The following is an 18,590-nucleotide window of genomic DNA, read 5'->3' as shown; positions in this document are numbered from 1 at the left end:
GAAAGCAGCACCTGTGACGATCAAACCCGACCTGAACGCGACCATCCCCGACGAGCTGGGCAGCCTCCACTTCGTCGGCATCGGCGGCTCGGGCATGAGCGGCATCGCGCGCCTGTTCCTGGAGTCCGGCCACACGGTCACCGGCTCCGACGTGCGCCATTCGGCGAACGTCGACGCGCTGCGCGCCCTCGGCGCCACCGTCGCGATCGGCCACGACGCGGCGAACGTCGGCGACGCCGACACCCTCGTGGTCACCGGCGCGCTCTGGCAGGACAACCCGGAGTACCAGCTCGCGCTCGCCAACGGCATCCCTGTACTGCACCGCTCGCAGGCGCTGGCCTGGCTGATCAACAAGAAGCGCCTCGTCGCGGTCGCCGGCGCGCACGGCAAGACCACGTCGACCGGCATGATCGTCACCGGACTGCTCGGCCTCGGCGAGGACCCGAGCTTCGTCAACGGCGGCGTCATCGCCTCGCTCGGCAAGAGCTCGCAGACCGGCAGCGGCGAGCTGTTCGTCGTGGAGGCCGACGAGTCGGACGGCTCCTTCCTGCTCTACGACACGGCGGTCGCGCTGATCACCAACGTCGACCCGGACCACCTCGACCACTACGGCTCGCTGGAGGCGTTCGAGGACGCCTTCGTGACCTTTGCCAGGGAGGCGGACGAGCTCGTCGTCGTCTCCTCCGACGACGCGGGCGCGAAGCACGTCCACCGCCGGCTGGTGGAGGTCGCGCCGGACAAGCGCGTCGTCACCTTCGGTGAGGCGGAGGACGCCGACGTGCGCGTCCACTCGGTCGACACCGACGGCCCCGTCGCGTTCACGCTGACCTACGCGGGCGCCGAGTACTCGGCGCGTCTGCGCGTCCCCGGACGGCACAACGCGATCAACGCCGCCGGAGCGTTCGCCGTGCTGACCGGCCTCGGCTTCGACCCCGCCGCCGCGCTCGCCTCCATCGCGGAGTTCGGCGGCACCGAGCGCCGCTTCGAGCTGCACGGCAACGTCGGCGGCGTGAGCGTCTACGACGACTACGCCCACCACCCGACCGAGGTCGCCGCCGCGCTGTCGGCCGCGCGCACGGTCGTCGGCGAGGGCCGCATCATCGCGGTCCACCAGCCGCACCTCTACAGCCGCACCCGCCTGTTCGCGCAGGAGTTCGCCGAGACCCTGGAGACCTACGCCGACGAGACCGTCGTGCTCGACGTCTACGGCGCGCGCGAGGACCCGGAGCCCGGGGTGACCGGCGCGCTGGTCGCCGACCGGTTCCGGCATCCCGAGCACGTCGCGTTCATCGCCGACTGGCAGGAGGCCGCCGACCACACCGCGCGGATCGCGCGCGACGGAGACTTCGTCATCACCCTCGGCTGCGGCGACGTCTACCGGATCGTCCCGCAGCTCCTCGACTCGCTCCGCCGCGTCCGGGAGTAGCCGCGGTGAAGCGTCCAGCGGGGTTCGACCGGTCGGCGGCACGGCAGAACGACGCCCCTGCGCCCTCCGCGCCGGAGACCGCGTCACCTGCGCGCCCTGAACCGGGCCGTGCGCCATCCGCGTCACCGGTCGGGACGATCACCGAGCCGATCCCGATCGTGCGCACGCAGGAGCCGATCCCCGAGCACGGGCTCCGCCCGTCCCGCGCGACCGACCGCCTCCCGCTCACCGAGCGCGTGCCGAGCAACCGCGAGATCTCCAAGGCCCTCCGCGCCGCCCGTGCCGAACGCCGGCGGGTGGAGCGCGGCGAGGTGCGCCGGTTCACGAAGCGCTCGCGCCGCCGCAGGATGGCCTGGCTCGGCGCGGCGGGCGTCGCTGTCGCCCTCGTGCTCGGCGTGATCCTGGTCGGCCTCTCGCCGCTGCTCGCGCTCCGGCACATCCAGGTCGTCGGGGCATCCCGGCTCGACGCCGGCGCGATCTCGGCCAAGCTCGGCGACCAGGTCGGAAAGCCGCTCGCGCTGCTCGACCAGGCCGCGATCTCCAGCGACCTGGCCGCCTTCCCGCTCATCCGCAGCTACACGCTGGAGAGCCACCCGCCGGACACCCTCGTGGTGCGCATCGTCGAGCGCCAGGCGATCGGCGCGGTCCAGCACGGGTCGGCCTTCGTCCTCGTGGACGCGGCGAAGGTGCCCATTTCCTCCAGCGCGACGCGGCCTGCGGGCTATCCGATCATCGCCGCGACGGGGGCCGCGGCCGACGCGAACGCCGACTCCGGCTTCGCAGCAGCGGCCGCCGTGCTGTCGTCGCTGCCCGCCGATGTGCTGAGCCGCGTGGACACCATCTCGGCGAAGACGAAGGACGACGTGTCGTTCACCCTGCGCGAGGGCGGCGCGACCGTGGTCTGGGGGAGCGCGGAGGACTCAGCGCTCAAGTCCGCGGACCTCGCAGCGCTGCTCAAGGGTGCGCCCAAGGCGAGTCGTTTCGACGTCTCGTCACCGCACAGCGTGACGACAGGATGACCAGGTTGACGGCGCATTTGCCGACACGCCTGCGAACTGCGGCGGGAGCGGCCCCTGCGGCCTTAGCGTCGAAATCGAGAATTGCATACTCAGCATAACTTTAAGCCTCGAGTTGAGGTTGAAGGTTCCCGTGGAGGCCGGACGTGACAGCAAACCAGAACTACCTCGCCGTGATCAAGGTCGTCGGCATCGGCGGCGGCGGCGTCAACGCCGTCAACCGGATGATCGAGCTCGGCCTTCGCGGCGTCGAGTTCATCGCCATCAACACGGACGCCCAGGCGCTGCTGATGAGCGACGCCGACGTGAAGCTCGACGTGGGCCGGGAGATCACCCGCGGCCTCGGCGCCGGAGCCGACCCCGAGGTCGGCCGCCGTGCGGCGGAGGACCACGCGGAGGAGATCGAGGAGGCGCTCGCCGGCGCCGACATGGTCTTCGTGACCGCGGGAGAGGGCGGCGGCACCGGAACCGGCGGCGCGCCCGTCGTGGCCCGCATCGCCAAGTCGATCGGCGCCCTGACCATCGGTGTCGTCACCAAGCCGTTCTCCTTCGAGGGCAAGCGCCGCCAGCAGCAGGCCGAGTCCGGCGTGCAGCGGCTCAAGGAAGAGGTCGACACCCTCATCGTCGTGCCGAACGACCGGCTGCTGGAGATCAGCGACCGCGGCATCAGCATGCTGGAGGCGTTCTCCACCGCCGACCAGGTGCTCCTCGCCGGTGTGCAGGGCATCACCGACCTGATCACCACCCCCGGGCTCATCAACCTCGACTTCGCCGACGTCAAGTCGGTCATGCAGGGCGCGGGCTCCGCGCTCATGGGCATCGGCTCCTCGCGCGGCGCGGACAGGGCCATCAAGGCCGCGGAGCTGGCGGTCGCCTCCCCGCTGCTGGAGGCCTCCATCGACGGCGCCCACGGCGTTCTGCTCTCCATCCAGGGCGGATCGAACCTCGGCATCTTCGAGATCAACGACGCCGCCCGCCTGGTGCAGGAGGCCGTCCACCCCGAGGCCAACATCATCTTCGGCGCGGTCATCGACGACACCCTCGGCGACGAGGTCCGCGTCACGGTCATCGCGGCCGGGTTCGACGGCGGCGAGCCGAAGTCGGTCCAGGCCTCGGCCGCGGACGCGCGCCGATCGACCTACGTGGAGGCCGGCTCCGAGGAGCCCGCGATCACCTCGTCCGCGACGGTCGAGCACGCCGAGCCGGAGGCCGCGGCCGCCGAGTGGCACGCGACCGGCGAGACCCCGGTGAACGAGACTACGCAGAAGGACCCGGCGTTCGACGACGAGAATGACGACCTCGACATCCCCGACTTCCTCAAGTAGCCCGCTCGCGGAGCGGCTCGCCGCGGTCCGGGAGGGCGTCGCCGACGCCGCCCGGGCCGCCGGCCGCTCCTCGGACGAGCTGACGACGATCGTGGTGACCAAGTTCCACCCGGCGTCGCTCGTCCGCGAGCTCGCCGCTCTCGGCGTGCGCGACGTGGGGGAGAACCGCCACCAGGAGGCGCAGGAGAAGGCGGCGGAGCTCGCCGATCTCGACCTGCGCTGGCACTTCGTCGGCCAGCTCCAGAGCAAGAAGGCGCGGCAGGTGCGGCGCTACGCGGCCGTCATCCACTCGCTCGACCGGATCGCACTGGTCGACGCCCTGAAGCTCGACGACGCGCCCGACGTGGACGTGTTCGTCCAGCTCAACCTCACCGACGACCCGGGCCGTGGCGGCGTGGCCGACCGCGACCTGGAGCCGCTGGTCGAGCATGTGCTCGCGACGCCCGGCCTCCGCCTGCTCGGCGTCATGGCGGTAGCCCCGCTGGACGAGGAGCCGTCGCGCGCGTTCGAGCGCGTCCGCCTCGCCAGCGAGCGGGTCCGCGGACTCGCTCCGGAGGCCACCGCCATCTCCGCAGGGATGTCCCAGGACTACCGCGAGGCCATCGCCGCCGGTGCGACACACCTTCGCATCGGCACCGCCATTACCGGGAATCGGCCGAGCCTTCGTTAATCTCGAAAGAGAAGAAGGTTCATTCAGTGCGTGCGAGGCGTCGGCGCACCGGTCTACACGGAGGAAGCGCATGGCCAACCCGCTGAAGAAGACGATGGTCTACCTCGGCCTCGCCGACGAAGAGCTGGAGTTCGACGAGCACGAGCAGGTGCAGCACCAGCCGGTGCAGCAGCCGCGCCGTGAGGCTCCGGCCCCGTCGCCCGTCCAGCCCGTCCCGCACCCTGCACCGGTCGCTCCCGTGGCCGGCCGCGCACCGGTGACCCCGCTGCGCAAATCGTCCACCGCACGGAATGTTTCGGTACAGGAAATGAACGAGATCCTCACAGTCCACCCCCGTCAGTACCGCGACGCCCAGGCGATCGCCGAGTCCTTCCGCGAGGGCATCCCGGTGATCATCAACCTGTCGCAGATGAGCGAGGGCGACGCCCGCCGCCTCATCGACTTCGCCAGCGGTCTCTCGCAGGGCCTGTACGGCAAGATCGAGCGGGTGACCCCGAAGGTGTTCCTGCTCTCGCCGTCGCACGTCGTCGTCTCCGGCGAGCACGGCGGCCAGGACGCCGACGTCGACGCCTCCTTCTTCGCGCAGGCCTGATCGTTCCTTCGAAAGCGCACCGTCCGGCAGGGCGGTGCGCTTTCGTGCATACGCGGTCGTTCATACTGGAGGGGTGCTTGTCGTCTCGATCATCGCGAACGTGCTCTACTACGTCCTGCTGATCTACTTCTTCGTCCTCTGGGCCCGGTTCGTGCTGGACCTGGTGCGCACGTTCGCGCGGCAATGGCGCCCGCGCGGCTTCGGTCTCGTGCTCGCCGAGTCGACCTACGTGGTCACCGACCCGCCGATCCGGTTCTTCCGCCGCATCATCCCTCCGCTGTCGATGGGGCCGGTCGCGATCGACTTCGGCTGGAGCCTCACCATGCTGGTCGTCATCATCGGCCTCTACGTGACCCTGAGTTTCACCTGACGCACTGCGAGCGTCGGTTGGGGTCGGGCTGGGCTGCCGTTGTAGTGTGGTCGAGGCCGACGCACCACGGGTGCGGCGGAGTGCGCGGCGGCCGTGCACTTTGCTAGCGTTGGCTGAACGCACTCATTGTTCGTCCTTTTTAGATCTAAGGTGGCTTCTCATGGCGCTGACTCCGGAAGATGTGGTCAACAAGCGGTTTCAACCGACGAAATTCCGTGAGGGCTACGATCAGGACGAGGTCGACGACTTCCTCGACGAGGTCGTCGTCGAGCTCCGACGACTGACCCAGGAGAGCGACGAGCTCAAGCAGCGCCTCGTGGCCGCCGACTCGCGCATCGCAGAGCTGCAGCGCAGCGGCGGCTCCGGTCAGGCCGCGGCTCCCGCGCCCGCCGCCGCCGACAACGGCGAGGTGCAGCGCCTCCAGCAGGAGAACGACGACCTCAAGCAGCGCCTGGCCGCCGCGCAGCAGCAGGCCGCGCAGGCCCAGCAGGCTCCGGCCGCTCCTGCCGCCGCCGCGGGCGCCGCAGCGGGCTTCGCCGCCGGCGCCACCGACGCGAACGACCCGAACGCGACCAACAACCTCCTCCAGCTCGCGCGCCGCCTGCACGAGGAGCACGTCCGCGAGGGCGTGGAGAAGCGCGACGCGCTGATCGCGGAGGGGCACGCCACCGCCGCTCGGATCGTCGCAGAGGCCGAGTCCAAGCAGCGCGCCCAGATCAGCGCCCTCGACCAGGAGCGTGCGGGCCTCGAGCGCCGCATCGACGAGCTCCGCGGCTTCGAGCGCGACTACCGCCAGGGCCTGAAGGGCTACATCGAAGGCCAGCTCCGCGACCTCGACAGCCAGTCGTCCTCCTTCGGCGGCAACGCCCCCACCCCGGTGCCCGCGGGCTCCTCCGACGGCCAGGACCAGGGCGCCCAGCCTCCGGTCTTCCCGGGCTTTGGAGGCTAGCCCCTCGAGGGCCAAGGTCAGCATCAGGGCCTTGGTGATCCTGGCGGTGGTCGCGCTCTGCGTGTACCTCCTGGACCAGATCGCCAAGGTCCTGGTCGTCTCGAACCTCTACGAGGGCCAGCAGGTCCAGCTCCTCGGACAGCTCCTCCAGCTCCACTTCGTCAAGAACCCGGGCGCGGCCTTCTCCATCGGCAGCGGGTCGACCTGGATCTTCTCGATCGTCGGCGTCGGCGTGCTCGGCTTCGTCATCTGGTACGCGCCGCGCATCCGCTCGACGGCGTGGGCCATCCTCTTCGGCCTGCTGCTCGGCGGCCTGCTCGGCAACCTGACCGACCGGCTGTTCCGCGAGCCTGGCTTCGGCGTCGGGCACGTCGTGGACTTCCTGCAGATCCCGCTGCTGCCGGCCATCTTCAACCTCGCGGACGTCGCCATCGTCTCCAGCATGGTGCTGTTCCTCATCCTCACGCTGCGCGGTGTCGGCCTCGACGGCCAGGCGCCCGCCGAGGAGGAGGAGGACGAGGACGGCGAGGTGGGCGACACCGTCGAGGCCGAGCCGAGCCCCGAGGCTCACGAGCCCCGGAACCCGCAGCCCTGATGGAGTCGCGCAGCCTCCCCGTCCCGGACGGCCTCGAAGGCTCCCGCGTCGACGCGGGCCTCGCCAAGCTCCTCGGCTTCTCGCGCAGCTTCGCCGCCGAGGTGGCCGAGGCCGGCGGCGTGACGGTCGACGGCCGCGAGGCCGGCAAGTCCGACCGGCTCTCCGCCGGCTCCTGGCTCGAGGTCTCCTGGCAGCCGCGCGAGGAGGCCCGCATCGTGCCGATCGCGGTGCCCGAACTGACCATCGTGCACGACGACGACGACATCGTGGTCATCGACAAGCCGGTCGGGGTCGCTGCGCATCCGTCGGTCGGCTGGGAGGGCCCGACGGTCCTCGGCGCCCTGGCCGCCGCAGGCTTCCGCATCTCGACCTCCGGCGCCGCCGAGCGCGCCGGGATCGTGCACCGCCTCGACGCCGGCACCAGCGGCCTGATGGTCGTGGCGAAGTCCGAGCACGCCTACACCGTGCTCAAGCGCGCCTTCCACGACCGCACCGTGGAGAAGATCTACCACGCGGTCGTCCAGGGCCACCCCGACCCGCTCACCGGCACCATCGACGCGCCGATCGGGCGGCATCCCCGCAGCGACTGGAAGTTCGCCGTCGTCGCCGGCGGCAAGCCGTCCGTGACGCACTACGAGACCATCGAGGCGTTCCCGGCCGCGAGTCTGCTGGAGATCCACCTGGAGACCGGGCGCACCCACCAGATCCGCGTGCACATGGCGGCCCAGCGCCACCCGTGCGCCGGCGACGCGATGTACGGCGCCGACCCCGCGCTGTCCGCGCGGCTGGGGCTCACCCGGCAGTGGCTGCACGCCGTCCAGCTCGCCTTCGACCACCCGGCGACGGGGGAGTGGGTGACCTTCACCACGACCTACCCGGAGGATCTGCAACACGCTCTGGACGTGCTCCGAGCGTCGTAGGTCCGACGTAGTCTTAAGCCCTCACCTCGACCCGGAGCAATAGTGCCGACCGACTCCTTCGTCCACCTCCACGTCCACAGCGAGTACTCGATGCTCGACGGGGCCGCACGCGTCAAGCCGCTCATCGAGGCGGCCGTCGAGCAGGGCATGCCGGCCGTCGCGATCACCGACCACGGCAACATGTTCGGCGCGTTCGACTTCTGGCGCACGGCGACGGACGCCGGGATCAAGCCGATCATCGGCACCGAGGCCTACCTGACCCCGCGCACCCACCGCACCGACAAGACCCGCGTGCGCTGGGGTGACGGCGGCGGCGACGACGTGTCGGGCTCCGGCGCGTACACGCACATGACGATGCTCGCGGCGACGACCGAGGGCATGCACAACCTCTTCCGGCTCTCGTCGTACGCCTCCACCGAGGGCTACTACTTCAAGCCGCGCATGGACCGCGAGCTGCTGAACCGCTACTCGAAGGGCATCATCGCCACCACGGGCTGCCCGTCCGGCGAGGTCCAGACCCGCCTCCGGCTCGGGCAGTACGAGGAGGCCAAGAAGGCCGCCGCGGAGTTCCGCGACATCTTCGGCCCGGAGAACTTCTTCGCCGAGATCATGGACCACGGGCTCGGCATCGAGCGCCGGATCATGAGCGACCTGATCCGGCTCGCCAAGGAGCTCGGCCTCCCGCTGGTGGCCACCAACGACCTCCACTACACGCACGCGGCCGACGCCAAGAGCCATGCGGCACTGCTCTGCGTGCAGTCCGGCTCGACGCTGGACGACCCCAACCGCTTCAAGTTCGACGCCGACGAGTTCTACCTCAAGACGCCGGAGGAGATGCGGCAGCTCTTCCGCGACCACCCGGACGCCTGCGACAACACGCTGGCGATCGCCGAGCGGGTCGACGTGAAGTTCGACACCGCCGCCAACTACATGCCGCGCTTCCCGGTGCCGGAGGGCGAGACCGAGCAGAGCTGGTTCGTCAAGGAGGTCGAGAAGGGCCTCCACGAGCGCTACCCGGGCGGGATCACCGAGGACGTCCGCAAGCAGGCCGACTACGAGATCGGCGTCATCTCGCAGATGGGCTTCCCCGGCTACTTCCTCGTCGTCGCCGACTTCATCAACTGGTCGAAGAACAACGGCATCCGCGTCGGCCCCGGCCGCGGCTCCGGCGCCGGCTCGATGGCCGCCTACGCCATGCGGATCACCGACCTCGACCCGCTGCGGCACGGCCTGATCTTCGAGCGCTTCCTCAACCCCGACCGCGTCTCCATGCCCGACTTCGACGTCGACTTCGACGACCGCCGCCGCGGCGAGGTCATCAAGTACGTGACCGAGAAGTACGGCTCGGAGCGTGTCGCGCAGATCGTCACCTACGGCACCATCAAGGCCAAGCAGGCGCTGAAGGACTCCGGTCGCGTGCTCGGCTTCCCGTTCTCGATGGGCGAGAAGCTCACCAAGGCGATGCCTCCGCCCGTCATGGGCAAGGACATCCCGCTCACCGGCATCTTCGACAAGGAGCACCCGCGCTTCAAGGAGGCCGTCGACATCCGCGCGGTCGTCGAGAGCGACCCGGAAGCCAAGACGGTCTTCGACACCGCGCTCGGCCTCGAGAACCTCAAGCGCCAGTGGGGTGTGCACGCGGCGGGCGTCATCATGTCGTCCGACCCGCTGATCGACGTCATCCCGATCATGAAGCGCGAGCAGGACGGCCAGATCGTCACCCAGTTCGACTATCCGGCCTGCGAGTCGCTCGGCCTGATCAAGATGGACTTCCTCGGGCTGCGCAACCTCACGATCATCAACGACGCGCTCGACAACATCCGCGACAACCGCGGCGAGAACCTCGTGCTCGAAGAGCTGGAGCTCGACGACCGCGGCGCCTACGAGCTGCTGTCGCGCGGCGACACCCTCGGCGTGTTCCAGCTCGACGGCGGCCCGATGCGCTCGCTGCTGCGCCTGATGAAGCCGGACAACTTCGAGGACATCTCGGCGCTCATCGCGCTGTACCGCCCGGGTCCGATGGGCGCGAACTCGCACACGAACTATGCGCTGCGCAAGAACAAGCTGCAGGACATCACGCCGATCCACCCGGAGCTGGCGGAGCCGCTGGCGGAGATCCTCTCGACCAGCTACGGCCTGATCATCTATCAGGAGCAGGTCATGGCCATCGCGCAGAAGGTCGCCGGGTTCTCGCTCGGGCAGGCCGACATCCTGCGCCGCGCGATGGGCAAGAAGAAGAAGTCCGAGCTGGACAAGCAGTTCGAGGGCTTCTCGCAGGGCATGGTCGACCGCGGCTTCTCGATGGCCGCCGTCGGCAAGCTGTGGGAGATCCTGCTGCCGTTCTCCGACTACGCGTTCAACAAAGCGCACTCGGCCGCCTACGGCGTGATCTCCTACTGGACGGCATACCTCAAGGCGCACTACCCGGCCGAGTACATGGCCGCGCTGCTCACCAGCGTCGGCGACTCCAAGGACAAGATGGCGCTCTACCTCAACGAGTGCCGCCGGATGGGCATCAAGGTGCTCCCGCCGGACGTCAACGAGTCCAACCTGTACTTCGCCGCCGTCGGCACCGACATCCGCTTCGGCATGGGCGCGGTCCGCAATGTCGGCGCGAACGTCGTGGACGGCGTGCGGGCGGCCCGCGAGGAGAAGGGCCGGTTCGAGTCGTTCCACGACTTCCTCAGCAAGGTCCCGGTCCACGCCGCCAACAAGCGCACGGTCGAGTCGCTCATCAAGGCGGGCGCGTTCGACTCGCTCGGGCACACCAGGCGCGCGCTCGTGGAGGTGCACGAGGACGCGGTGGAGTCCGCGGTCAAGATCAAGCGCAGCGAGGCGAACGGCGACGTCGGCTTCGACTTCGACAGCCTCTGGGGCGAGGACGAGCAGAACCAGACGCAGCACCACATCCCCGACCGCCCCGAGTGGGTGAAGCGCGACAAGCTCGCGTTCGAGCGCGAGATGCTCGGGCTCTACGTCTCCGACCACCCGCTGGCCGGGCTGGAGCTGCAGCTCGCCAAGCTCGCGAGCACGTCGATCGCTGAGCTGCTCTCCTCCGACAGCGTGCAGGACGGCGACACCGTCGTCATCGCCGGGCTCGTCACGAGCGTCCAGCACCGCGTGGCGAAGGCGTCCGGCAACCAGTACGGCATGATCCAGGTCGAGGACTTCGGCGGCGAGATGACCGTCATGTTCATGGGCAAGGCGTACACGGAGTTCTCGCCGATGATGCAGGGCGACTCGATCGTCGTCGTGCGCGGGCGCGTCAGTATGCGCGACGACGGGATGAACCTGCACGCGTTCAGCCTGATGGTGCCCGACCTCGGCCAGGCCGACGACATCGGCACCCTCATGATCACGATGGCCGACCAGCGAGCGACGACCGACACCGTGGCTTCGCTCGCCGAGGTGCTGTCGCGGCATCCCGGTGACAGCGAGGTGCGCCTGCGCTTGGTCAAGGGCCAGGTCGCGCGGGTGTTCGAGGTCCCGAGGCCCGTGAAGGTGTCGCCGGACCTCTACGGCGAGCTCAAAGGCCTCCTCGGCCCCAACTGCTTGGTGTAGCTGCGCTCACATTCGTGCCGAATGTCGCCTTTGGCGGCGCCATTGTGCACATTCGGCACGAATGAGCGGGGGTCAGTCCAGTTCGCTGGGGCGGTGGTAGCGGCGCTCGTGGTACAGCAGCGGCTCGTCGGGGGCGCCGAGCTCGCCCTCCTCGATCTGCACGACGACCACCGCGCTGTTGTGGACGGGGAAGCGGTCGACGATCCGGCCGACCATCCAGGCGGTCACGTCGTTGATGACCGGGAGGCCGTACGGCCCGCGGCGCCAGTGGTCGCCGAGGAACCGGCGCGTGTTGTCGTCCGAGAGGATCTCCGCGACGCCCTTGTTCCGCACGCCGAGCATGTGGATGATCACCCGGTCGGTCTCCGCGATCGCCGGCCAGCTCGACGCCGACAGCGCCATGTTGAACGTCGCCAACGGCGGGACGGCGGACAGCGAGGCGAGCGAGGTCGCGGTGAACCCCACCGGCGTGCCGTCGCCGGTCTGCGCGGTGATGATCGCCACACCGGCGGCGTGCCGGCGGAACGCCTGCCGGAAGGCGGAGAGGTCGGGAGTCGCGTCAGTCATACGCAGTTATCAAGCGCCGATCGGGGTGAGGAATTCCGCACCAGCGTTCGGGGCTGAGCGGAGCGGGTGGTGCGGATAGGCTTGAGCGGTCATGATGCAGACCATCGATCTCCGCGGAGTCCAGCCTACCCGGGCCGCTTTCGAGCGCCTCGTCCCCCGTCCCGTCGTGGACATCCAGGTCGCCGTGCGCGTCGCGACCGAGCTGATCGACGACGTCCGGGCCAGGGGAGCGGCCGCCCTCGCGGAGCAGGCGGCGACGTTCGACGGCGGCGCGCCCGCGTCGGTGCGCGTGCCGGCCTCGGAGATCGCCGCGGCCGTCGCTGCGCTGCCGGCCGACGTGCGCGCAGCCCTGGAGGAGGCCGTCGTCCGCGTCCGCGAGGCGACCGCCGCGCAGGTCCCTCCGCCCGCCGAGACCCGGATCGGGGCGGGCGCGACCATCGTGCAGCGCTGGCAGCCGGTGGAGCGCGCGGGGCTGTACGTCCCCGGCGGCAAGGCCGTCTACCCGTCGAGCGTCGTCATGAACGCCGTCCCTGCGCAGGTCGCGGGCGTCGCCTCCGTGGCGCTCGCCAGCCCGCCGCAGCGCGCGTTCGGCGGCGCGGTGCACCCCGTCATCCTCGGCGCGGCCGGACTGCTCGGCATCGACGAGGTCTACGCGATGGGCGGCGCCGGTGCGATCGGCGCGCTCGCCTGGGGCGTGGAGGACATCGGCCTCGACCCGGTCCAGGTCATCACCGGTCCAGGCAACATCTACGTCGCGGCGGCCAAGCGCGTCGTCCGCGGCCAGGCCGGCATCGACTCGGAGGCCGGGACCACCGAGATCCTCGTGATCGCCGACGACACCGCTGATCCCCGCTTCGTCGCCGCCGACCTGATCAGCCAGGCCGAGCACGACGAGGCCGCGGCCTCCCTGCTCGTCACCGACAGCCCGGCGTTCGCCGAGCGGGTCGCGGCCGAGCTGGAAACCCTCGCCGCCGCCACCAAGCACGCCGAGCGGGTGCGCACGGCGCTGGCCGGCCAGCAGTCGGCGCTCGTGCTCGTGGACGACCTCGCAGCGGCGGCCGCGTTCAGCAATGCGTACGGCCCGGAGCACCTCGAGTTGCAGACCGCCGACCCGGACGCCCTGCTCGCGCTCATCCAGAACGCCGGCGCGATCTTCGTCGGCCCGAGCGCCCCGGTCAGCCTCGGCGACTACCTCGCCGGATCGAACCATGTCCTCCCGACGGGCGGTCAGGCGCGGTTCTCGCCGGGTCTCGGCGCGTACTCGTTCCTGCGGCCGCAGCAGGTCATCCGGTACGACCGGGACGCGCTGAGGGAGGTCGCCGATCGGATCGTCGCGCTGTCGTCGGCGGAGGACTTGCCCGCGCACGGCGAGGCGGTCACCATCCGCTTCGCGTGAGCCGGACGGGCGGCCATTCCGGGCGTCCTCCCGCGATACCCCGGTAGTATTCCTTTCATGTTCTGCCCCTTCTGCCGCCACCCGGACTCCCGCGTCATCGACTCCCGCACGAGCGACGACGGGCTCTCGATCCGGCGCCGCCGGCAGTGCCCGGAGTGCGGTCGCCGGTTCTCCACGACGGAGACCGCGAGCCTCAGCGTGATCAAGCGCAGCGGGGTGGTGGAGCCGTTCAGCCGCGAGAAGATCGTGCTCGGCGTGCGCAAGGCCTGCCAGGGCCGGCCGGTGACCGACTCCGACCTCGCCGTGCTCGCGCAGAAGGTGGAGGAGACGATCCGCTCGACCGGCGCCTCCCAGATCGAGGCCAACGACATCGGGCTGGCCATCCTCCCCGAGCTGCGCGAGCTGGACGAGGTGGCCTACCTGCGCTTCGCGAGCGTCTACCAGGCGTTCGACTCGCTGGAGGACTTCGAGGAGGCCATCCAGCAGCTCCGCGTCGAGCACCACGGCGAGCCGGCGGATGCAGTCTAAGACCGGGAACCTCGGTCGCAGGCTCCCTCGGCGCTGGGGTCGCGGTGTCGCTCCGCGCCACCTTTGAGCTCCACCGCGGGTATTCTCAAACCGGCATGTATCGCACACTCTTCTCCCTCATCCTGTCGAAGCTCGACCCGGAGCGCGCGCACCACCTCGCCTTCCTGGTGATCCGGGCCCTTCCCGCGCTCGGTCTCGGCGGTTTGGTCCGCCGGTTCACCGCGCCCGACCCCTCGCTCGCGGTGGACGCGCTCGGCCTGCGGTTCGCGTCCCCGTTCGGCGTCGCCGCAGGCTTCGACAAGGACGGCGAGGCCGTCGTCGGCCTCGGCGACCTCGGCTTCGGCCATGTCGAGGTCGGAACCATCACCGCCCTCCCACAGCCCGGCAACGACCGGCCGCGGCTGTTCCGCCTCATCCCGGACCGCGCCGTGATCAACCGGATGGGCTTCAACAACCACGGTGCGGGGGATGCCGCCAACCGGCTGCTGAAGGTCCGCCGCGCCGGCCACCGGCCCGTGCTCGGCGTGAACATCGGCAAGAGCCGCGTGGTCGCCGTGGAGGACGCCACCCAGGACTACCTGACCAGCGCCCGCGCGCTCGCGCCGGTCGCCGACTACCTCGTCGTCAACGTCAGCTCGCCGAACACACCCGGCCTCCGCGGACTCCAGGAGCTCGAACTGCTCGCCCCGCTGCTCACCGCCGTCAAGCAGGTCGCGGGGGAGACCCCGTTGCTGGTCAAGATCGCGCCCGACCTCACCGACGAGCAGGTCGAGAAGATCGCCGGCCTCGCCGTCGAGCGGGGCCTCGCCGGGATCATCGCGACGAACACCACGATCTCCCGCGACGGCCTCGTGACCGACCCTGCCGTGGTGGAGGCCGCAGGGGCCGGCGGCCTGTCCGGCGCACCGCTCGCCGCGCGCTCGCTGGAGGTGCTGCGCCTGATCCGTGCGCACGTCCCCGCCGAGCTGTGCGTGATCTCGGTCGGCGGCGTGGAGACCGCGGAGGACGTCCAGCAGCGGCTCGACGCCGGGGCCACGCTCGTGCAGGGCTACACCGCGTTCCTCTACCGCGGCCCGCTGTGGGCCCGGCAGATCAACCGTGGGCTGCTACGCCTCCGGCGTGCCCTGGTGGAAGCGTAAGCGCCAGCGGCCTCCCACGCGCAGCCACAGCGAGCTGCGCAGGCTGGCGCCGCGGTCGTCCACCGTGCGCGCCGTGAGCAGGATGGCGTCCGCGCCGATCCGCTCGGCGCCGAGCACCGCGAGCTCAGCGGCGGGGGCGTCTTCCTCGGCCAGCGCCTCCAGGATCGCGTCGCGGCCCCACAGGCGGCCCGAGCGGCCGATCTCCTCGAAGTCTGGGTGCAGCAGCGCGGCGACCCGGGCGGAGTCCGAGCGGACGGCCGGCTCAACGAGCTCGCGCTCCAGCCGCGTCACCACGTCCTCGTCGGTCTCGGTCGCGGACAGCAGGTCGTCGAACAGGTCGAGCTCGACGGCGGCAGGGGCCGCGGGGGCAGCCTCGGCCACAGCCAGCGCAGGCGCCGGCTCGTGCACGGCCGCGCCCGGCCAGCCCGGCCCGATCGGGATCGCGTCGTCGTCCCGGTAGGCGGTCGCCGCCGCGCGGGCGCGCTTGTCCGCCGCCTCGTTGAGGTCATGCCCGGCGTGGCCCTTGACCCACTCGAACGTGTAGGTCCGGCCCTGCAGCGCCCGGTCCAGCCGCTCCAGCAGCTCGCGGTTGAGCACCGGCGCGCCGTCGGACTTGCGCCAGCCCTTGCGCTTCCAGCCCGGCATCCACTTGGTGACCGAGTTGATCACGTACTGGCTGTCGCACAGGATGCGCAGGTCGTCGTCCACGTGGGCGGTCGACTCCAGGAGGTCGATGACCGCCATGAGCTCGCCCATGTTGTTGGTGCCGTGCGGCCAGCCGCCGGCCGACCAGCGCTCGTCGTCGACGTACCAGGACCAGCCGGCAGGGCCGGGATTACCGAGGGCGGAGCCGTCCGCCGCTGCGACGATCGTCACGTCAGGCGGGGTACTGGCCGCGTTTGACCTGCGGCTTCGGGAGGCGCATGACGCGGAGCTGGAACGCACGCATGGCTGCGTACCACTTGAGCCCGCGCTCCACCTTGGTCTTGCCGAACTTGTCGCCGACCTTCCTGGTCACCAGGAGGCCGAGGACGATGCCGTCGACAACGGCGACGAAGAAGAAGGCCCACAGGGCCACGAGGCCCCAGACCTGCATGAACGCGTACGGGAGGAAGCTGAGCACGATCACGATCAGCATGACCGGGATGAGGAACTCGCCGATGCTGAACCGGGCGTCGACGTAGTCGCGCACGAACCGGCGCTGCGGCCCGCGGTCGCGCTGGGTGAGGTAGCGCTCGTCGCCCGCCGCCATGCCGACGCGTGCCCGCTCGCGCGCATCGGCCTGGTGCGCACGTGCCGCCTTGGCCGCCTCCTTGCGGTCGGTCGGCACGAGCGGCCGCTTGCGCGCGGCCTCCTGCTCGCGGCGGGTGGGCGTCGGGGCGCCCTTGCCCTGCAGCCGGGCCGTGGTCTGTTCGGGGGTCTCGGGGCCGGGCGCCTGTGCCTCGTCCGCCGGGTTCTGTCGTTTCGCCAACGCTTGCGCCTTCGTTTGTGGGGTCCCTTTAAGATTACCCGCATGACAGACACCCAGCAGACTCCTTCCGGCCGATCCGCAGCCGGGGACCGGCCGGAGGTGGAGGAGCGCATCCGCTCCTCCGTCGAGACCGGCCTCCCGTCGACCATCGCCGAGCTCTCGCGCCTCGTGCGCATCCCCTCGGTCTCGTGGACCGCCTACGATCCCGGGAACGTCCGGAAGAGCGCGGAGGCCGTGGCGGAGCTGCTGCGCGACACCGGCGCCTTCGAGAGCGTCGAGGTCAAGCAGGCGCCGATCTCCGTGCCGTCGACCGGCGCAGGCGAGGCCCTCGGCCAGCCGGCCGTGCTCGCGACCCGCGCCGCGAAGAACGGGCGCCCGACCGTCCTCCTCTACGCCCACCACGACGTCCAGCCGCAGGGCGACGCCGAGAACTGGGACACCGCGCCGTTCGAGCCGACCGTGCGCGGCGACCGGCTCTACGGCCGCGGCGCCGCCGACGACAAGGCCGGCGTGATGGCGCACGTCGCCAGCGTCCGCGCGCTCGTGGACACGCTCGGACCCGACTTCGACCTCGGTCTCGCCGTCTTCATCGAGGGCGAGGAGGAGTTCGGCTCCCGCTCGTTCGCGAACTTCCTGGAGCAGAACAAGGCGGCGCTGGCCGCCGACGTGATCGTGGTCGCGGACTCCGACAACGTCGACATCGACACGCCCGCCCTCACCGTGTCGCTGCGCGGCAACGTGACCTTCAAGCTCACGGTCTCGACGCTGGAGCACGCGTCGCACTCCGGCATGTACGGCGGCGCGGCTCCCGACGCCATGCTCGCGCTCGTCGCGCTGCTGGCGACGCTGCACGACGAGAACGGCTCCGTCGCGGTCGAGGGCATGCGCTCGCACGACGACGCGGCAGAGCCGCCCGCGCTGAGCGAGGAGCAGTTCCGCGAGGAGGCCGCGCTGCTGCCGGGCGTGACCCCGATCGGCACGGGCGCGATCCTGTCCCGGATGTGGTCGCAGCCGACCGTCACGATCACCGGCATCGACGCGCCCAGCGTCGTCGACGCCTCCAACACCCTCCTGCCGAGCGTCGCCGTGCGGCTGAGCGCCAGAGTCGCGCCCGGCCAGAGCGCCGCGGAGGCCTACCAGGCCCTGGAGCGCCACCTGCGCGCGCACGCGCCCTTCGGCGCGCACGTGGAGATCAGTGATGTCGACACCGGGGACGCCTTCCTGGTCGACACCGCGGGTTGGGCCGCGACCGAGGCGAAGCGCGCCATGACCGACGCGTGGGGCACGGAAGCGGTCGAGACCGGCGTCGGCGGGTCCATCCCGTTCATCGCCGACCTCGTGCGCGAGTTCCCCGAGGCGCAGATCCTGGTCACCGGCGTGGAGGACCCCGACACCCGCGCCCACAGCCCGAACGAGTCGCTCCACCTCGGGGTGTTCAAGAGGGCGATTCTCGCCGAGGCGCTGCTGCTCGCGCGCCTGGACGCCCGGAACTGAGCACTCTCGCGGGAATGGGACGTACAATCGACCCAGATTTCGCAATCGAATCCCTGAAACACGTGTGAGGAGTCCAATGACCGACACAACGCTGACCGCGACCAAGGCCCACGGCGTCGGCCTGACCGACAACGCAGCGGGCAAGGTCAGGAGCCTGCTCGAGCAGGAGGGCCGCGACGACCTGCGTCTGCGCGTCGCCGTCCAGCCCGGCGGCTGCTCGGGCCTGATCTACCAGCTCTACTTCGACGAGCGCATGCTCGACGGGGACGCGACCGTCGACTTCGACGGCGTGGAGGTCATCGTCGACAAGATGAGCGTGCCCTACCTGGACGGCGCGACGATCGACTTCGAGGACACCATCCAGAAGCAGGGATTCACGATCGACAACCCCAACGCGACGGGCTCGTGCGCCTGTGGAGACTCGTTCCACTGAGCGTTCTATAACACAAAAAACAGCTCTGGGCCGCCCCTTGTGGGCGGCCCTTTGTGTTCGAAACCGAGTGTCCGGCGGAGTAGGGTAGATAACGCCACATACAGTTGCATGTGAACTGTCCCCGAGTCTCTCGAAAGG

The 18,590-nt window shown here is 70.4% G+C and carries 17 protein-coding genes and 1 pseudogene; 15 read left to right on the top strand and 3 right to left on the bottom strand.

What is annotated here, in order from left to right:
* The first annotated feature begins 13 nt into the window (after positions 1-13).
* The 10 genes and pseudogenes from murC (at position 14) to dnaE (ending at position 11,424) form a co-directional block, all read left to right on the top strand.
* Positions 14-1,526 (top strand): annotated as a pseudogene (gene murC / locus ABH923_RS03450) (UDP-N-acetylmuramate--L-alanine ligase).
* The gene (locus tag ABH923_RS03445; protein ID WP_370053986.1) at positions 1,432-2,445 is read left to right on the top strand and encodes an FtsQ-type POTRA domain-containing protein; all 1,014 of its coding nucleotides are present in this window, start codon (positions 1,432-1,434) and stop codon (positions 2,443-2,445) included. Before murC ends, ABH923_RS03445 begins: the two are co-directional and overlap by 95 nt.
* 143 nt (positions 2,446-2,588) lie before the next feature.
* Positions 2,589-3,767, top strand: a complete 1,179-nt coding sequence (gene ftsZ, locus ABH923_RS03440) for a cell division protein FtsZ (protein WP_370053984.1) — start codon at positions 2,589-2,591, stop codon at positions 3,765-3,767.
* On the top strand, positions 3,733-4,437 hold the full coding sequence (locus ABH923_RS03435) for a YggS family pyridoxal phosphate-dependent enzyme (protein ID WP_370053982.1): 705 nt from the start codon (positions 3,733-3,735) through the stop codon (positions 4,435-4,437). The genes ftsZ and ABH923_RS03435 overlap by 35 nt, the downstream gene beginning before the upstream one ends.
* A 70-nt stretch (positions 4,438-4,507) precedes the next feature.
* The gene (locus ABH923_RS03430; protein ID WP_370053980.1) at positions 4,508-5,029 is read left to right on the top strand and encodes a cell division protein SepF; all 522 of its coding nucleotides are present in this window, start codon (positions 4,508-4,510) and stop codon (positions 5,027-5,029) included.
* A 73-nt stretch (positions 5,030-5,102) separates the two neighbouring features.
* The gene (locus ABH923_RS03425; protein ID WP_179605620.1) at positions 5,103-5,399 is read left to right on the top strand and encodes a YggT family protein; all 297 of its coding nucleotides are present in this window, start codon (positions 5,103-5,105) and stop codon (positions 5,397-5,399) included.
* A gap of 160 nt (positions 5,400-5,559) precedes the next feature.
* Positions 5,560-6,348, top strand: a complete 789-nt coding sequence (locus ABH923_RS03420) for a DivIVA domain-containing protein (protein ID WP_370053978.1) — start codon at positions 5,560-5,562, stop codon at positions 6,346-6,348.
* A gap of 34 nt (positions 6,349-6,382) precedes the next feature.
* Entirely contained in the window at positions 6,383-6,943 is a 561-nt protein-coding gene (gene lspA, locus ABH923_RS03415) for a signal peptidase II (protein ID WP_370057277.1), read from the top strand.
* A complete protein-coding gene (locus ABH923_RS03410) occupies positions 6,943-7,863 on the top strand; it encodes an RluA family pseudouridine synthase (protein ID WP_370053976.1) in 921 nt (306 codons plus the stop codon). Before lspA ends, ABH923_RS03410 begins: the two co-directional genes overlap by 1 nt.
* A 90-nt stretch (positions 7,864-7,953) precedes the next feature.
* Complete coding sequence (dnaE, locus tag ABH923_RS03405) at positions 7,954-11,424, top strand: DNA polymerase III subunit alpha (RefSeq protein WP_370057276.1); 3,471 nt, start codon at positions 7,954-7,956, stop codon at positions 11,422-11,424.
* A gap of 72 nt (positions 11,425-11,496) precedes the next feature.
* Here the strand turns inward: dnaE and ABH923_RS03400 are convergent, their stop codons facing one another.
* Positions 11,497-11,991, bottom strand: coding sequence for a flavin reductase family protein (locus ABH923_RS03400; RefSeq protein WP_370053974.1), 495 nt, complete (start codon positions 11,989-11,991; stop codon positions 11,497-11,499).
* Positions 11,992-12,082: 91 nt separating this feature from the next.
* On the opposite strand from ABH923_RS03400, the gene hisD reads away from it, so the two are divergent.
* The 3 genes from hisD (at position 12,083) to ABH923_RS03385 (ending at position 15,054) form a co-directional block, all read left to right on the top strand.
* A complete protein-coding gene (gene hisD / locus ABH923_RS03395; RefSeq protein ID WP_370053973.1) occupies positions 12,083-13,387 on the top strand; it encodes a histidinol dehydrogenase in 1,305 nt (434 codons plus the stop codon).
* Between the two features lie 57 nt (positions 13,388-13,444).
* Positions 13,445-13,915 (top strand): transcriptional regulator NrdR, encoded by a 471-nt coding sequence (gene nrdR / locus ABH923_RS03390; RefSeq protein WP_370053972.1) that lies wholly within the window; start codon positions 13,445-13,447, stop codon positions 13,913-13,915.
* Between the two features lie 95 nt (positions 13,916-14,010).
* Positions 14,011-15,054, top strand: coding sequence for a quinone-dependent dihydroorotate dehydrogenase (locus ABH923_RS03385; protein WP_370053970.1), 1,044 nt, complete (start codon positions 14,011-14,013; stop codon positions 15,052-15,054).
* Here ABH923_RS03385 and ABH923_RS03380 read toward each other — a convergent pair.
* Both ABH923_RS03380 and ABH923_RS03375 read right to left on the bottom strand, forming a co-directional pair.
* A complete protein-coding gene (locus tag ABH923_RS03380) occupies positions 15,022-15,930 on the bottom strand; it encodes an RNase H family protein (protein ID WP_370053969.1) in 909 nt (302 codons plus the stop codon). The two genes, ABH923_RS03385 and ABH923_RS03380, sit on opposite strands and share 33 nt — an antisense overlap.
* Position 15,931: 1 nt before the next feature.
* Complete coding sequence (locus ABH923_RS03375) at positions 15,932-16,525, bottom strand: DUF3043 domain-containing protein (RefSeq protein WP_370053968.1); 594 nt, start codon at positions 16,523-16,525, stop codon at positions 15,932-15,934.
* Positions 16,526-16,567: 42 nt separating this feature from the next.
* On the opposite strand from ABH923_RS03375, the gene ABH923_RS03370 reads away from it, so the two are divergent.
* Together ABH923_RS03370 and erpA are read left to right on the top strand one after the other, a co-directional pair.
* Positions 16,568-18,019, top strand: coding sequence for a dipeptidase (locus tag ABH923_RS03370; RefSeq protein WP_370053966.1), 1,452 nt, complete (start codon positions 16,568-16,570; stop codon positions 18,017-18,019).
* A gap of 76 nt (positions 18,020-18,095) precedes the next feature.
* Positions 18,096-18,452, top strand: a complete 357-nt coding sequence (gene erpA / locus ABH923_RS03365) for an iron-sulfur cluster insertion protein ErpA (RefSeq protein ID WP_345834712.1) — start codon at positions 18,096-18,098, stop codon at positions 18,450-18,452.
* Positions 18,453-18,590 lie beyond the last annotated feature (138 nt).

The organism is Leifsonia sp. EB41 (assembly GCF_041262565.1).
GTDB lineage: Bacteria > Actinomycetota > Actinomycetes > Actinomycetales > Microbacteriaceae > Leifsonia.
This window is presented reverse-complemented; position numbering and strand designations above follow the sequence as displayed.

Excerpts from the sequence above, each read along its gene's own strand:
- ABH923_RS03435 (WP_370053982.1), top strand. The coding sequence starts at position 3,733 with ATGACGACCTCGACATCCCCGACTTCCTCAAGTAGCCCGCTCGCGGAG.
- ABH923_RS03430 (WP_370053980.1), top strand. The coding sequence starts at position 4,508 with ATGGCCAACCCGCTGAAGAAGACGATGGTCTACCTCGGCCTCGCCGAC.
- ABH923_RS03420 (WP_370053978.1), top strand. The coding sequence starts at position 5,560 with ATGGCGCTGACTCCGGAAGATGTGGTCAACAAGCGGTTTCAACCGACG.
- ABH923_RS03410 (WP_370053976.1), top strand. The coding sequence starts at position 6,943 with ATGGAGTCGCGCAGCCTCCCCGTCCCGGACGGCCTCGAAGGCTCCCGC.
- dnaE (WP_370057276.1), top strand. The coding sequence starts at position 7,954 with ATGCTCGACGGGGCCGCACGCGTCAAGCCGCTCATCGAGGCGGCCGTC.
- ABH923_RS03400 (WP_370053974.1), bottom strand. The coding sequence starts at position 11,991 with ATGACTGACGCGACTCCCGACCTCTCCGCCTTCCGGCAGGCGTTCCGC.
- hisD (WP_370053973.1), top strand. The coding sequence starts at position 12,083 with ATGATGCAGACCATCGATCTCCGCGGAGTCCAGCCTACCCGGGCCGCT.
- nrdR (WP_370053972.1), top strand. The coding sequence starts at position 13,445 with ATGTTCTGCCCCTTCTGCCGCCACCCGGACTCCCGCGTCATCGACTCC.
- ABH923_RS03385 (WP_370053970.1), top strand. The coding sequence starts at position 14,011 with ATGTATCGCACACTCTTCTCCCTCATCCTGTCGAAGCTCGACCCGGAG.
- ABH923_RS03370 (WP_370053966.1), top strand. The coding sequence starts at position 16,568 with ATGACAGACACCCAGCAGACTCCTTCCGGCCGATCCGCAGCCGGGGAC.
- erpA (WP_345834712.1), top strand. The coding sequence starts at position 18,096 with ATGACCGACACAACGCTGACCGCGACCAAGGCCCACGGCGTCGGCCTG.